Consider the following 16,594-nt stretch of genomic DNA (forward strand, 5'->3'; position numbering starts at 1 on the left):
TTACCTTGTCTTGTCGGGGTCGGTCTTAGGAGAATCAGTTATGTCGACTCAATTATAATGCTTGGTTGTAGATTACAAGCTACTTAAATCTAAACTTTGTGCGGCTTCTGGCGTCAAGGGTAAATGCAATCCGCACTCCTGCTTAAGCCCGTGAAAACGACCATCTCGTTCGCTTTCATCTCCTGCTATCATAGGACGACTTGAATGCCAATCTCCAACTGACACATATCCTTGGTTAAAATAGGGATGATAGGGCAAATTGTGGACTGTCAAATACTGATAAATATCACGGGAGTCCCAATGCAAAATGGGGTGAACCTTATAATAGTTTCCTTGTTGTTCTACCCGTTTTAAAGATTCCCGATGACTCGTTTGAGTCCGACGTAAACCTGCTAACCAAGCTGTAGCATTTAACTCAAGTAATGCCCTTTGCATTGGCTCTACCTTGCGAATATGATCATATAGGTCAAGAGATTCTAAATCCTTTTTATCCCACAGTTTCCCATAAAGAGCTTCCATACGTCCTGGGGTAAGAGGAGATTGATATATTTTCAAATTAAGGTTTAACTGTCTGCTTAATTCTTCAGCAAAACGATAGGTTTCCGCCGGAAGATACCCAGTGTCAACCCAAATCACCAGAATATGAGGGATAACTTGAGTTACTAAATGGAGCATAACTGCCGCTTGGATACCAAAGCTGGTACTCATCACTAATCCATCCCCGAATGTATTGGCAGACCACTCAACTACATTTTGGGCACTCTTATTAGATAGGAGTTGATTGGTTGTTTGTAAATCAAGATTAGGTTTAAGAATTTTGAGAGTGTGATGTGGTTTATAACCCTGAACAAAGATAGCTTGAGTACCATTTACTTGCATTTGGGAGTTAAGCAGATCAATATGGGGCATTTGGTAACTTTTTCTCTGGTGTTCAACAATCTTAACGTTAAATAATGGTATCCATCAAAGTTGAACGATACCAACAAATCCTCTTAACAATTGCTAGCGCAATTGTTAAGAGGATTTGGCGATTTGATATCTAGGTTTTGTATTTTTCTATCTGAAAGAGAGATTTTAACCAAAATTTAGTACAGTTATTCGTCTATTCTATCCTAGTTCCTGAAAGGACAACTACTGTAACTAATTCATTAGCTTTTTTAAGATTGAACTTTACCAAAATATTTAATCGATAGACCCAAGAGTCATTGAGCGATATGATTATCTAGAAACTGTAACTGATTTAACTTAAGTTGACAAACCTACTTAAATCGATCATGTTGCAGAAAACACTCTACTGTCGGATAGTTAGTGGAAGTTCAACAAATACCTGTAGAGGGGAATTTGGAACGAGTTCAGAAACCTTGTTTTCTGAACAAGACAAACTTAATAAAACAAGAATCCCGCAGGGTTCTACCTGCGGGAATATCGGTTAAACATAAACTTTAGGTTCAATTCAACAGTAGCAATAGAGGGATGACTTACCACCGAGTATTAGTTAAACTAAGCGGCGAGGCATTGATGGGCAATCTAGGCTATGGCATTGACCCTAAAGTGGTAGCCGAAATTGCTCAGGAGATTTCAGATGTCATTGAACATGGCACCCAATTGGCTATCGTTGTTGGGGGAGGGAACATCTTTCGTGGAGTCAAAGCGGCTTCGGCCGGTATGGATCGAGCGACAGCTGACTATATTGGTATGATTGCTACAGTTATGAATGCTATGACGTTGCAAGATGCCCTCGAACAGATGGGAATTCCTACACGAGTCCTGACAGCAATCGCTATGCAGGAAGTAGCCGAACACTATATCCGTCGTCGTGCTATTCGCCATCTTGAAAAAGGACGCGTAGTCATTTTTGGGGCTGGCTCAGGAAATCCTTTTTTTACCACTGACACCACAGCCGCGCTCCGGGCTGCCGAAATTGATGCGGAGGTGGTTTTTAAGGCTACAAAAGTCGATGGGATTTACGATAGTGATCCTAATATGAATCCGAAGGCTCGTCGTTATCAAAGTCTGACCTACGGTCATGTATTAGCTAATGATCTGCGGGTAATGGATGGAACGGCGATCGCCCTTTGTAAAGAAAATAATATCCCAATCGTTGTCTTTGATCTCTCGGTTCGAGGCAACATCCTTCGAGCTATCAAAGGAGAAGCGGTTGGAACACTTGTGGGAGGTTTCTGTGAAGTTAGTTGAACTTGAAGATAATATGAAAAAATCCATTGAGGCTACTCAAAGGTCTTTCAATACCATCAGAACAGGAAGAGCTAATGCTTCACTTCTTGATAGGATAACGGTTGAATACTATGGGACAGAAACTCCCCTAAATCAACTAGCCAATATTAGCATTCCTGATGCCAGTAGCATCAATATATTGCCCTACGATAAAAGTAGTATGGGAGCCATTGAAAAAGCTATTAGCCTTTCAGATATTGGTTTAAACCCGAATAATGATGGTAAGGTCATTCGTTTAAATATTCCTCCCTTAACGGAAGAACGGCGTAAAGAAATGGTAAAATTAGCTGGCAAGTTGGCTGAAGAGGGGAAGGTGGCTATTCGAAATATACGTCGAGATTCCATTGATTTAATTCGTAAACAAGAAAAAACCAATGATATCTCTGAGGATGAATCCCGTGATTTACAGAATGAAATTCAGAAAATAACTGATAGATTTACGGCGAGAATCGACGATTTGTTGAAAATCAAGGAAAAAGATATTATGACAGTCTAATCAGTCAGGTACTATGTATATATACTTGCCTGAAGTCAGTATCAGTAGGGGATTGATCTCATCAATTAAGCTCCTACTGGAATAGAAACTTTATCAAACAAAATCAATCTTCTGCTTTTTGAAAACAGGAGGCGTCGGAGTTGATGATTTAACTGAAAAAATAATTAAATAATTCATTTTATGAATAAATATCCATAAAATTCATAGCGGTTACGATCGCTGTTAAATTTGCTTAATCACTCCATTCCATCACTCCATTCCATCACTCCATTGAGGATTGCCTTTACTTGAATCAGAGTATTTAATATAGAATGTCAAGATCATCCCTTTAAATTGGCTGGAGAGAAGTCACCAAAAGCAGTTACAAGTCTTCTGCTATTTGTTATATGGTGACAAGAAAAGCTAAAAAAATATTAGGGAAAACTGTTTATTATACTGTTATTTTTAGACAAATTTTAAACACGAACAATGAATCAGTATTTTGATATTAAATTACTAGAGTTCCCCCAGGGGTCAGCAAGTTTAAACTAAGGATTACGATTCCAGCCAATTAACTGACCCCTTAAATTAAGGTAATTTAAAGCCTCCGTCTTCAACACCAAAATGACCTCTATTTTCTATAAAAGTGAAGCCTATAATAGTTACTTAAGCTAGAAGAGAGCGGGAACTTGGGTCAGTATCGAAGAAATAAATTGTAATGCTAAAATTGCTAAAAGGGAAGACATGTCCAAGCCACCCAAGGGAGGGATAATAGATCGAAAAATATTGAGATAGGGGTCAGTAATAGGGCTTAGAAAAGCCATTATACTGTAAGCCCATTCAGCAGTTTGGAACCAAGAGAGTAAGATTCTAATAAATATCAACAGTAAATATATGTTGATGAAGTTGATCAAAGTTTCAGTAATTAACGCAGTGGCCATAAGTTACAATCCTCTTTAATTAATTGATCATTGTTGTACAGGTTGATCTTATATCCAATTTGATTCTTCAATCACAGATTAAGGGGAACACCTCCCTTGATTGAGTTGATCACGATTATATCAAAAGCCGCTTGAAACAGTTCTCTAAGTAAGTTTTATTTTATCTGACACTTAAACTTTTTCTCCATCAGTCTTATCCTTTAAGTATTTTATAGTCGGTTTCATTATTTTCTTCATATCTTTAAAGCCGATATTTGCAATAATTTAATCGATAATTTGGACAATTTCGTAATATATGGACCTTGATTTACATTTTTTTCTAAAGCAGTTTTACAAGGTACAGTTTTAAAAGAATCTATAAACTACTTTAGCCTAGTTAAGAGCTATTGCAAATTCGTTTTGGCAACTGAAAAAATAGAACAGTTCACTGTATTAGTTGCCATGATGAACTGGTTCAAAAAGGTTTTTAAATGAGTAAATTTAATTACTGGGAGTTTTAGCTGTCGAAGAAGTTCCAAGAGGCACATCAACAAATCCCAATTCATACAACTGCTGATAACATTTTTTTCCTAAATCAGTTGTGGGGTTTTGGGAACGAATGACTTGAACCAACAAAGGAACAGCCAATTCCGGTTTGTCTTGTGATCGGTGAACAAGAGCTAATTGATAAGTAGCAGAATCTCTCATCTGACCTGTTTTTAGTGCGCTATTACGTTGAGATTCATAAATATTATTATCAATTCCGGCAAAACTCTTGGCTAGTTGTAAATAGAAATTAGACAACTGATTAAAAATCTTGCGAGCTTGCTGGAGTTTACTAGTTGCTTGGTCATAGTTTTCAGCATTAACAGCTTCATTAGCCTCTAAAACGAGTCTTTGAGCTCCTTGTGAGCTAAGTAAACTGTCAGCTTGAGTCAGGGGACGCAAGTTAGTAGGATCACTGGGATCTTCATCTGTGATTTCCCCTCCATTATCTGGGGTAGCTCCAAGCACCGCACCATTATCCTGGCTAACAGGGGGCGTTTGAGCTTGTATTGGATGTGATTGGGTGATTCCCAAGGCTAATAAGGCAACCATTAGACGATTCAAACTAAAGCAGCGCATTAACACCTTTAACATAGCAGAAGTCGCTCGAGCCGAGTTTTGGTAAAACAACTTATGAAGACTCGAGACATCTTAACATTTGTATTCCCTCATTAGTTGATTTTTTTACAAAAAGCCACTCAACCTAAAGCAAGTTATAGCTCAATTTTGTATCAAGAATTGAGTAAATTTAATTGTTCCTTAAGGATATTGGTAAGCTCAGTTGCTGCTCCTGACTTTCCTCTAACCTGTAACAACCGATCGCGTATTTCTGTCAATTTAATGGGATTGGCTAACCAATCCAATATCAATTCTGCTACATCGGTTGCTTGAAGTTCCCCCACTAATTCTGGCACAATCTCTTCATTAGCCCAAAGATTAGGCCAAGCAAATAATCGTCCCTGTTTAAGTACCATTAAATTAATAGCCTTAGCCAAAGCTCTCCCCACTAAAGGGAAACTAGCTAAAATCCCTGGAATCCCATCCCAAGTCCGCATAGCATCGAGTTGTTGGGTAGGGAGCAAGACGATCATGGGAATTCCTAATGCTCCTAATTCGGCTGTGTTAGCCCCTACAGTGGTTAAGGCTAAACAACACTTACAGAGGTGATTGTAGGCAGGAAATTGGGTGATCAATTCTACTTGAAGTCCATTAGGAGTTTCTAGTCGAGGAGAGGAAGATGAGTCAGCACTAGCCATGACTAATTTTGCAGACACTCCCCCCATCTTCATTACCATAGGATTTTTACTCGCATCAGCAAATTCGGCCAGAGTAGATAAATCTAGAGTGGGGGCAACAGGAAGAATAAAACGAGTTCTGGGGTTTTGTTGATAAACTTCTTCGGCAATAGCTAAACATAAAGGAATCCCCTGCATCAATTTTCCTGGTTTTGATCCAGGTAAAATTCCAATAGTGGGAAAAGGAGCAATTGGGAATGAACTTACAGGAGTTGGGGCAAAATCAGACATCAAATCCCCTACTACGGTCAGTTTATGTTGATGGGATTTGGGAATAGGTTTAATCACATCTACATTCATGACTCCAAATCGATCAATCCAACGATACCAACGTGCTTCCCGTTCTGCATAGATGACGGTGCGGTATCCTAATCGTTTACCGAGTAGTATTGGATAAAATTGATCACCCCCCAGAAATAAGACAATGCCGTGTTTATGCCAGTTCCAATTCTCAGCCGTTTTTCCCCAGAATAAAAAATTAAAAAAATGTTCACTTGACTGAACCCGATCAACTTCCAGGTAACGACCCGCGATGGCGGCTTCTTGTCCAGTAGCATGAGGACAAGGGGATAAAACCACAGAAATCCGTACTTGAGAGCTATTCCAGCCTAGAATTTCCCGTACAGCTTTCACTACAGGACGGACCCAAGTGGTTACTTCCCCTGGCCCGTTAGACAAAATAAGAATATCAGCTGGTTGCATTGATAGTTGTTGATCCTTTTTTGCAAGAAAACCTCATCTTTATGATATCTTTGAGTGCAGCAATTGCTTCCCCTAGAAAGTAAGTTCTTCTACTGAAGTTTCGATACTCGGAGGATTATCTTACTTCCTCCCCATAATGGGGAGACATTTGTTATCCTAAGACCAAATAAGTGTATTTACTTAAATCTGCCGATAAAACGCCTTTGGCTAAAGAAATGAATTATGAATAAGAATCATTTATTTTCTGCAATCTTTTTTTCTAAGCGTCTGATTTCAACTTTAATTTTGTCTGGGTGTTTTTTTACCGGTGTTCAAGCTTTAACTTGGGCAGGAAGTAATCCTGGATTAACAATTTTTAGTGGAGTTGAGAACCGTAAAGATATTCTCGATTATCATTTGGACTTTAATGGCCGTCCTAGACAAGTGGGAGAACGCTATAGACTCTATGTCCCAGGAAAAAAGTTGACTCAAGGGGCAAGTAAATTTTTTATCTCTTATCTTGAAAGGCCTAAATTCGATGGAAAATTTAATCTTGACAAAGTAGAAGTTCGTGTTGATGGCGAATCTTTACCCTTAAAAGATGTCTATTGGGATAAAGAAAGTCGTGTCGTCGAAATTGAGCTAGAAACACCTATCGAGGCTAGTAAAAAAGCAGAAATTATTTTTTCTGGGGTAAAAAATCCTAGCAATGGTACTTATTACTTAATTTGTGACGTTTTGAGTTCAGGAGAAATCCCCATTCGTATGTATGTAGGAACTTGGATTGTATCAATTGAAAGAGTTTAAGTTTTTGATGGTTAAAATTAGTCAATAAAGATTGGACAATGATAAGGGTTAACGACTGTTGATCCTTATTTGTTTACTTTTATTTAGTTAAACGAATTAAGTTATATCCACTCTACCTTAGAATTTCATACATGTATTCAAACAATTTTTAAAAATCAATCCCTTTATTTATTATTTTAGAGGTTTAAAAATTTTAGCTATGTAAAGTAACGCCACTATTTAATTTAGATATGTGTAAAGTTTACGATTCATCAAAAAATTTTATTGAACAAACTCTTTAGCTTTGCGATTTATTTCTATTCAGATAAGTTCTACGGAAAGTTTTACAGAGAAAAACGAGTATCATTTATTGATATCTATTACTTTGTCTGTAAAGTATTGTATGCTTAATAGCACTAAGTAAAAACGTCATAACAGTTTCTGAAAACAATGTTTACAGATTCTCTAACTGTTTGAAACTTAGGTGATATTTGTTTGAATAAAATTTTTAGAATAAACTGTCAATTTTAAATTCTATTTAAGTTTGGTAAAGTCAAGATAAAAGATACTAAAGTAGTTTTATATAAAAATAATATCTCCTAGTTTTGATTAAAATATTAAACATCAAGATAACCAAGCTTAAAATAAACCTTTATCATAACTTATCTCAAGAGTTTAATAGAAAATTTTTCTGGCCTGAATGGTTTTTGTCCTCATTATTTTTTATATCTTCAACTTTTATTTCTGACTACCTGTTTTTTTAACGTATAACTTAGTATGTTATAAAATATTCTCTTTTCACATATTTTCTTTTCACAAAAAAACTATATTTACTAGATTAGCACCATTATTATCCTTGATAAAAAATATTAATTACTATTTTTAATAAATATGTAAACATTATATAGTGCATTATTTAGGTTGAAGTATTTTGATTAATTGTCTCCAATATTAATATCAAAGTATTCTAGCCGTAAAGAAATATATTAAAATCCACTTCAGGCTTAAATTCATCAATAGCTAAAATAATATATTTTTAACCAAACTAATAGATTTTATTCTTACAAAGAAGTCGGTAAATTAAGTAATCAAACATAAGATTAAAATAGTTTTTTACAACAAATATTTTTTTTACTAAAATTTTACTAGTTCAGTTAGGTAAAATATTAAATAACAAAAAATTTTGGCAATTACCAAAGTTTAGAAGGAGAAATAAAGGATCGATTTAGAGAGGTGTACTGTCAATATTCTACAGTAGAAAAAAAAATTAAACTGGTGATTAAAAGTACAACAATCGCTCCTTAAATCAAATAAACATGTTGTAGTAAAAGAACAGGAAATTCAACTTAGTCAAGTTAAGGTTTAACAGTATAGTTGTTCAGAACATTGTCTTTGAGTTGAGTATTAGTGTATATTGCTTGTTCCTAGCTTGGCTATTTATCTAGATCGGTGTAACCATAATATTAAAATTTGCAAAGTTAGCTTAATAAAACACTATGATAGCATTAGTTATATTGACTTATTTTTATCTTTCATAGCGGTATTTAGTAGGATGTATTATTTCTTAGCGTCCTAAAAAAGTTTAAATTATGTCGATTTTTTCTCCTCAAGTCAAAACTTTCTAAAAAAACTTTCCAAAAATTATGGTAAATTTCATGTCGGGTACTAAATCAATTGTTTAACTGAGATCTTAATAATTACGAATTTCTTGAGTTTGTAAATACGCTTAGATTTTCTAGCAACAGTTTTCAACCGGGTTAAAATCAGAATATATAGGAGATAAAAATAAGATTTGTGCTCCTATGTATTCTATTAGTTTCCTAACTTTTTATGAGCTTGTCAATTGTGCATGACCATAAGAGTCTTTGGCTACAATTATGATATCATCACCTCTATTTTATAAGGAATAAAAGTTTATTTGTCAATTTTTCGAAAGTAAAAGTGCTAAAAAAAATAACTTTCGTTTTTTTAGTTGTTTTGGTATATTTATGAATCACGACTAGCTTAAATACTACCATGTTATTAACAATAGCATAGTTTGAAAGTTTGATTTATTCAGGTATTGTATAATATTCTTAATTTTATTTGGATAAAAATTATACAATGTTAAAATATTAAGTTTTTCTACTTTAATTAAAAAATTTTTTATCTAAATAAAAAAATGCTTCTATGCTTTTTCTTGCTTTCTAACGACTAATGAAACAATTTACATAAATAACTTGACAATATTCTGCTAGTTGTGGAGTATATTAATTGTCCATATTTTGAGTTTATATGATTTTAGTGGGAATATCTATGGAGTACAACTTTATTTCTTTATTTTGATTTATCTAGATCAAATCTATTATCAACGGAGGAAATCATTGTCGCTCATAGAAAACGAATTTCTACTTAATTTCTTTTTGAGAGGGAAAAAGAAACAGCAAAACTTCTCAATGTATCTTAATCTTAGGACTGACATCACCCTTGAGCTCCTAATATAGTAAAGACATCAAGAAGAAAAGAGTAGTAACTTAAATTTTATACTATAAGCAACGAAAACATTACCGTTATCTGCAATTACATCATTATCTCTACTATTATTATTTATTAGTTGATAATAAGTTATAATCTCAGACTTTTAAATATTTTTATACACTGCCTATTTATTTTATTATACAAAGTGCTTTTTAGTATAGTTATTTATTGTCTTTATGTTTATTTTATACTTTAAGTGATAATGTTATTGTGCCGTTTTTTACATATTAGTAAAAAAGAACTTACTGTGGGATGTAATCATTAAATTAAATTGAATTTAATTTAATAAAAATATAAAGTCAAAATTTATAAAAATAATTAATAATATCTAATTTTATAATTATTTTAACCTACAGTAGTTTACTGCTAATTGAAACATATATCTCTGATTATAAATTTTAAAAATTGAGGTATTTAAAACTATTTAATTAAGTTTTTTATTCGCTTTATTGTTTATACTTATTTATCTAAAAATTTTTCTGCGGTTTTTAATTCGTTCTAATTAATATTCTGTTAACTGATCAGCAAATTTAAATAAATAACTAATTTATAATTAATTTTTTTTTATAATATTCACTATAAATTATGTATAGCAATAGATCTCTTTCTAACAAATTTTTTCTAAGTGTTTATTTTACAAATATTGTTGATTGTCGTTTTTTTTATAGACATTATTTAATATAGTTAATATTTTAAATAATTGTTTTATATTATAACTTTTCTGTTTTTTATTGACTTTATTTATAAACTGTTCTATATTGTCGTTTTGAACATTATCTTTTTTTACCTTATTGATTATTCCATAATTCTATTAATTAAAATTTGGTTTATTGATAAATTGCTAGACAATAAATAGCATAAATTAATCATAATTATGATAACTAATTATATTAATATATTTTGGTATATATTTATGTAAATTATATTAAAATTTACGATATAAATTAATATAGTATTGTTTATTTATATCCAACTACTTAGTGCTGAGCGCTGGGCAATAGACAATGGTAAATAAGCCGCAAAATAGCTCTATAATGTTAAAACATCTTAATTATTTTGAGTGCTGCTATATTGGCTTAATTTTTCCATAATAAGACTTTAATTTAGAGCCTAAACATAGCCAAACTTCACTTTGTAGATACCAAATAATAAATAGATTAATATTGTCCGAAAACATCCTATTTATGAAGGTTAACTATTATTTGTAAATGAAACTTTTGTAGAAAAAAACTTTCGGTCATGTTTTTATAAACATAGTATAGTCCTAGTTAAACTATTATAAAATTCACCTGTGTATAACTGTTTACACTAATAAATTATTATACTTAATATTGGTTTTTAAGCCTACTTACAAAAATTTTCAGCGGCTCTAACAAAGATTTCAACTCCTAATAATAGTGCTGTTTCATCAAAATCAAAACAAGGATGATGGTGAGGATAAGTAAACCCTTTATCTTGATTGGCTGATCCCAAAAAGAAGTAACATCCTGGTATTTCTTGTAGGAAGAAAGACATATCTTCTCCTCCCATAGTTTGACAAGAAGAAATGATTTTGGCAGGAGTTTCCATAACATCCATAGCCACTGAGTGCACTAAATCTGCCATCTTTTCATCATTAATAACCGGAGGATACAACCACCAATAATCTAGCTCATAAGTTGCACCAAAAGTTTGACAAATTCCCGTAACGATTTCTTCAATACGTTGACCAAAATATCCTTTTAAATTAGAATTAAAATAGCGCACAGTACCACTCATCCTAGCCTTATCTGCAATAATATTTAATCCCGTTCCCGCATGAAGTTCCCCTACTGTAACGACGGCCGAGTCAAGAGGATTAACACTACGCGAAATAATTGTTTGTAAAGCATTGACAATTTGTGCACTAACTACCACAGAGTCCACAGTTTGATTAGGCATTGCCCCATGCCCACCCTTTCCGAAAATATTTAAGTGAAAACACTCTACTGCTGCCATCAACGGTCCACTGCTCACCCCCACTGTCCCTAAAGGAAAATTATTCCACAGATGTAATCCAATAATGGCATCTACATCAGGATTTTTGAGAACTCCTTCATTAATCATCAGTCTTGCTCCTCCTGGACTTTCTTCAGCCGGTTGGAAAATGATTTTAACAGTTCCTTTAAAATCATGGCGATGATGCCACAGATAATCAGCCGTTCCCAGAGCAATTGCCGTGTGTCCATCGTGACCACAGGCGTGCATTACACCACTGTTTTGGGAACGATAAGGAACCTCATTTTCTTCTTGAATGGGTAAAGCATCCATATCAGACCGAATTGCTAAAACTGGTCCAGGATAGGGACTAGTAATAGTGGCGACAATTCCTGTTTTAGCAATTCCTGTTTGATGAGGAATACCTATTTTTCTTAAAATTTGGGAAATAAAAGCCCCTGTTGCTTGTTCTTGAAATCCTAGTTCTGGTTGCATGTGCAACCGTCTACGCCATTGAACTAATTTTGATCGACAGGAACGAATATCTAAGCGAATTTTAGAGAAGTTAATGCTAGGAATTGAGAAAATTTTAGATGAAGCCATCAGAAGTAACAGATGTAGAAAACACATTACTCTATTCTAATATTTTATCAACAAGGTATTTTACCGAATCTAAGATTCTAAACTCAACAATTAAGAATGAGAAACAGGGATATAGTTGAGAGAAAAAAAAATAAATGATTTTAAGGATTTGATAATTTAGTAAATAGCACAGATTAAAATAAGTCTCGCCTTAAATATAAGTATGGTGGAAAGATACATAAATAAAACTATATTTGGATAAATACACAAGATTTTTAAATCTAGCATAAGGCTAAACTAATCTAAGAAAACCTCGTCTTATTTTATATGAAAGGGTAGTAATTATGCTCGCAAAAAAATAAAAATAATTTTATTAAAATTATTTTTATTTTTTTTGTTGTTCTCTATTCTCTACTTTCAAGGGTTTAATTATATATGAAAATCTCGATTCATTGAAAACAATTATACACAAGATAAATATTTTTTAAAATAACCTTACTCATTTATATATGAATTTTGTACTTATGTATATATGGTATAAAAAAATAATTCACTATTTAATCTTTTTAAAGAGAAAATAATAATTATTTTAACTTAAAGGGTAGAAACACAGATATTTTTAAGATCAATCATCTAAAGAGGTTTCTACAATGACTAGACTAAAATAAGGATCACTCACATATTTATATAAATTCTGTAAACTGAAGAAGACATTAACTAGCAGTAAGTATAAAACTTCTTGACTATAGAGACAAAAAAGGGATTTCAATGGTAAACTCTAATAGTGTTTCGGTAAAATTAAGGGTAAACCTATGTACAATCCCTCTTGGCGCCAAGAACCACGTTATGAGCCAGCTGTGGTGATTCCAGTTAAATATGATTCTTCTATCCTAGATTGGTTAAAAACCAATGACCGTCTGATTCCCTGCGAACAAGAAACCCTGATAATTCCCCTGAAAGAGGATGAAGAAATCTCAGAATTGATGGATGTTGATGATAGCTATGATGATATTGATTTAGACGAAGACTAAATTAGTCTATACAACCTCACGCTGTATTGTCTGTGTTGATTGTTATTCGATTCTAATCCAATATTCAAGATAGTTGTGGACGCTAAATTTTTCCCTTCAACCTTCTTTACAAAACCATCAGGGACTTTTTTACTAGTTCTATTAATAGTGCTGTTAAACCTTTTGGTTTTAGGGTTAGTTCAACTTGTAGGACAACCAGTTGACTTTAGCCTGACACTTATTTTTCCTCTTGGTATTTCCGCCACTATCAGTGCAATTCTTGGTTATGGGATCGTTCCCCTGCTACGACGGCTTAAAACTGGACAAATTATCCAAGAAGACGGTCCCCAAGCTCACTTAACCAAAGCGGGAACCCCAACTATGGGGGGAATTTTTTTTATACCTGTTGGAGTGATCGTAGCTCTAGTCTGGACAAACTTTGATCCTGCTGTTATTGCTGTTTCAGGCGTTACCCTTGCTTATCTTGGCATTGGTTGGATAGATGATTGGCAGATTCTACGACAACAATCCAATAAAGGGATTAGCCCTTGGGGAAAACTTATTCTACAAATCGTAATCGCTATTGGGTTTTGTTTTTGGGTATTTCAGAGTCAACCATCTAGCATTACTGATGTCACCCTTCCTGGTAATCTGATTTTGCATTTAGGACTTTTCTTTTGGTTAATTGCAGGATTTGTCCTAGTAGCTGAGAGTAATGCCACTAACCTCACTGACGGGGTAGACGGACTAGCTGCAGGAAATGGGTCCTTAGCTTTTTTGGGGTTAGGAGTATTAGTGGGTTCTGACAACTCAGGATTAATGATTTTCTGTGCTTGTCTGAGTGGAGGATGTTTAGGATTTGTCGTACACAACCGTAACCCTGCTAAGGTTTTTATGGGGGATACAGGTTCTCTCGCATTAGGGGGTTCCCTTGGGGCAGTGGGTATTCTTAGTGGCAATCTTTGGGAATTATTTATCATCAGTGGGATTTTCTTTGTTGAATCTCTCTCAGTTATTGCCCAAGTTGTCTACTATAAGGCAACTAAAGGACCTGATGGACAAGGCAAGCGATTGCTAAAAATGGCTCCATTGCATCACCATTTAGAATTAAGTGGTTGGGCTGAAACCAAAATTGTAGGAACATTCTACCTAGTGAATGCAGGACTGGCAGTTTTAGCTGTAGTTTTAACCTAGTACACATTGAGTATGGATCGGGTAAAGTCCTCAAGCGTTTTAAGCTGAGGTGATTTTTTATGTTGATCGCAACGCAACCATAATAAATATTCCAAGTTTCCTGCAGGTCCGGTAATAGGAGATTCAGTTAATCCTTGATAGGACCATCCCAGAGAACAAGCAGCTTGTAAAACTTGGTCAATAGCTTGGGCGTGATCTTTGGGGTTACGAACAACCCCTTTTTTTCCAACCCGCGACCGCCCTGCTTCAAACTGAGGTTTAACCAACAAAATGACTTCTTTGGGAACCACTAATAAATTCCACAGGGGTTCTAATAATTTCGTTAAAGAGATAAAGGAAACATCCATTACCCCTAAGTCAGCTTGAGGACTGTTTCCATATAAATCATCAGAGGTTAAATAACGGAAATTAGTTCTTTCTTTCAAAATAACGCGCTCGTCTCGACGTAAACGCCATGCCACTTGTCCATAACCTACATCCACTCCATAAATCTGTTTTGCCCCAGCCTGCAATAAACAATCAGTAAATCCACCGGTAGAAATACCGCCATCTAGACAAATTCGCCCTGATATAGCTATCTTAAAAGTATTTACAGCTTTTTCGAGCTTAAAACCACCACGAGAAACATAACGGGCTTTAGCTTGTAGTTGAATGTCGGCTGTAATATCGACTCGGGTTCCTGGTTTATCAATAACTTGCTGATGTACCTTAACTTCTCCAGCTCGAATAAATCCTTGGGCTTCTTGACGGGAAGAACACAGGTTCTTATCAACTAATAAAATATCGAGGCGTTGTTTACTCACAGATTTTACTTTTTGTTTTTTGCAAAAATTTTATTTATCTAAATTATAAAAAAGAACATGTGTTTTTATAGAAAAATATATGTTTCTTTGACTGAGTAGGCAGGCGGTTATAAACAAACCCTAAAAGAGGTAAATTAATTTTTATCTTTGTACTTAAGCAAGTAGAGTAAAATTTGTGTTGCTTTAATTTACTCTTTTTAGAGCTGTTATTTTGAGCAAAACCTTGTTTAACTGTTATAGTAAAATCCCATTAAAACATACTTTAAGTGATTATATGAGTTTTTATTTTGTATCATCACCTTTTCATTATATTCCATACTAGACTATGAGTTGATAGATACAATAGATAAAACTCTTTTTTTTGACATTGTTTTAATTCAGCTTAAACTAAACCACTCATAGACAATAAGTAATTATCAAGAATAATCACTACGTATATTTCTTTGTATTTTCCATGTTCTCCAGCTTTATTTTTTTTCTGTAATTTTTATGTTTTTTTATCCTTGTTTTTAGGACATAAATTAGTCATTATAATCACTTTTGTTTCTTTCTGTTTATGATTTTTAAAAAACTTAATATAATTATTGACTATTATAAGCTCTTTCATTTTCTTTTTGACTATCTCTCTTAGAGAGATTTTATATTTTATATTTTCTTTTTATATAATTTCACAATCCTCTTTTTGTTTTAGTAATCTATCTAGAGATTGTTGTTCTAGTTGTATTTTGTGATAGGTTCACCTCATATACAATTTATTTTAGTTTCTATACTTTTTTATTTAAGCATAAAATTTATATTCCTGTTATTGTCTGAAAAAGTTGGAGCATGAATTAACTTTCATAGCGCTTTTTATTTTAATTTTATTGACTAGATTTTGAAATGACTTGATATTTAAATATCGTTTATTTTACAATAAATTTATATTTTATACTAATTTAAATTCACCTATATTAATTGAACATAAATAAGCAATACTATGCTAATAAAGATTACACTATCAAAAGTAATCTCCATAAATAAACCTCAAAGTATATTAGTATAGTCGGCTATAATGAATTTAATCCATTAATGTCACCTTCCTGTTTAAGGGTATTTATCAAGTCGAAGTTGAGGAAAAAATTTATTTAAGTTAAATAAATTTTCAAAAGCGGTTATACTAAACTGATGATGTATAATTGCCCAGTCAAACGCCGGTTTATAAGAATCAAAAGTTAAAAATTAGCAAAATTTATAAATTCATAGAGTCTCCTTTTGATCAACTTCAATTTATTATTAATACCTTCTACTTTTATTTAACACTAACAGAGTGCTTTATTTTTAATTATTATTTTAAGCTTCTTAGCTTCTAGTTCAATAATTTACTTTTAAGTATCTAATTAATCACTAATTTATATTATTTCTGCGTTTACTTTTTTTATTAATTATTAACTGTCTCAATATATAAGTTTTCTCCCATCTATAAGTCTCGACCTAAATCTCTGAACATTGTTTCTATTTCTTGTTTATTCACTCAAGTTCTTTTGATCACATTCTGATTTCACTCTTTAAGGCCTCTCCAATAATTTTTATGCTATATCTTATCAGCCTATGCTAT

At 33.3% G+C, this 16,594-nt stretch carries 11 protein-coding genes; 5 read left to right on the plus strand and 6 right to left on the minus strand.

Annotation, left to right across the window (positions count from 1 at the left end):
* Nucleotides 1-72 precede the first annotated feature (72 nt).
* Nucleotides 73-879, minus strand: coding sequence for a phosphoadenosine phosphosulfate reductase (gene cysH / locus ETSB_RS02435; RefSeq protein ID WP_044107567.1), 807 nt, complete (start codon nucleotides 877-879; stop codon nucleotides 73-75).
* A 594-nt stretch (nucleotides 880-1,473) separates the two neighbouring features.
* Between cysH and pyrH the strand changes: the two genes are divergently transcribed.
* Entirely contained in the window at nucleotides 1,474-2,196 is a 723-nt protein-coding gene (pyrH, locus tag ETSB_RS02440; protein ID WP_044106058.1) for a UMP kinase, read from the plus strand.
* Nucleotides 2,183-2,731, plus strand: coding sequence for a ribosome recycling factor (gene frr / locus ETSB_RS02445; protein ID WP_044106060.1), 549 nt, complete (start codon nucleotides 2,183-2,185; stop codon nucleotides 2,729-2,731). Before pyrH ends, frr begins: the two co-directional genes overlap by 14 nt.
* Before the next feature lie 650 nt (nucleotides 2,732-3,381).
* Here frr and ETSB_RS02450 read toward each other — a convergent pair.
* From ETSB_RS02450 to ETSB_RS02460, 3 genes are all read right to left on the minus strand, one after another.
* Nucleotides 3,382-3,651 (minus strand): YggT family protein, encoded by a 270-nt coding sequence (locus ETSB_RS02450; protein ID WP_044106062.1) that lies wholly within the window; start codon nucleotides 3,649-3,651, stop codon nucleotides 3,382-3,384.
* Between the two features lie 480 nt (nucleotides 3,652-4,131).
* A complete protein-coding gene (locus ETSB_RS02455) occupies nucleotides 4,132-4,770 on the minus strand; it encodes a hypothetical protein (protein WP_044106063.1) in 639 nt (212 codons plus the stop codon).
* Between the two features lie 137 nt (nucleotides 4,771-4,907).
* Entirely contained in the window at nucleotides 4,908-6,173 is a 1,266-nt protein-coding gene (locus tag ETSB_RS02460; RefSeq protein WP_044106064.1) for a glycosyltransferase family protein, read from the minus strand.
* Nucleotides 6,174-6,395: 222 nt separating this feature from the next.
* On the opposite strand from ETSB_RS02460, the gene ETSB_RS02465 reads away from it, so the two are divergent.
* On the plus strand, nucleotides 6,396-6,959 hold the full coding sequence (locus tag ETSB_RS02465; RefSeq protein WP_044106065.1) for a DUF2808 domain-containing protein: 564 nt from the start codon (nucleotides 6,396-6,398) through the stop codon (nucleotides 6,957-6,959).
* Nucleotides 6,960-10,799: 3,840 nt separating this feature from the next.
* Here ETSB_RS02465 and ETSB_RS02470 read toward each other — a convergent pair.
* Entirely contained in the window at nucleotides 10,800-12,014 is a 1,215-nt protein-coding gene (locus ETSB_RS02470; protein ID WP_044106067.1) for a M20 metallopeptidase family protein, read from the minus strand.
* Nucleotides 12,015-12,805: 791 nt separating this feature from the next.
* Between ETSB_RS02470 and ETSB_RS02475 the strand changes: the two genes are divergently transcribed.
* The gene (locus ETSB_RS02475; protein ID WP_044106068.1) at nucleotides 12,806-13,024 is read left to right on the plus strand and encodes a DUF3134 domain-containing protein; all 219 of its coding nucleotides are present in this window, start codon (nucleotides 12,806-12,808) and stop codon (nucleotides 13,022-13,024) included.
* A 75-nt stretch (nucleotides 13,025-13,099) separates the two neighbouring features.
* On the plus strand, nucleotides 13,100-14,197 hold the full coding sequence (gene mraY / locus ETSB_RS02480) for a phospho-N-acetylmuramoyl-pentapeptide-transferase (protein WP_044106070.1): 1,098 nt from the start codon (nucleotides 13,100-13,102) through the stop codon (nucleotides 14,195-14,197).
* Here the strand turns inward: mraY and ETSB_RS02485 are convergent.
* Nucleotides 14,194-15,000: a TlyA family RNA methyltransferase gene (locus ETSB_RS02485; protein ID WP_044106071.1), complete on the minus strand. Its 807-nt coding sequence runs from the start codon at nucleotides 14,998-15,000 to the stop codon at nucleotides 14,194-14,196. The genes mraY and ETSB_RS02485 overlap by 4 nt on opposite strands.
* Nucleotides 15,001-16,594 lie beyond the last annotated feature (1,594 nt).

This window comes from cyanobacterium endosymbiont of Epithemia turgida isolate EtSB Lake Yunoko, from assembly GCF_000829235.1.
Lineage (GTDB): Bacteria > Cyanobacteriota > Cyanobacteriia > Cyanobacteriales > Microcystaceae > Rippkaea.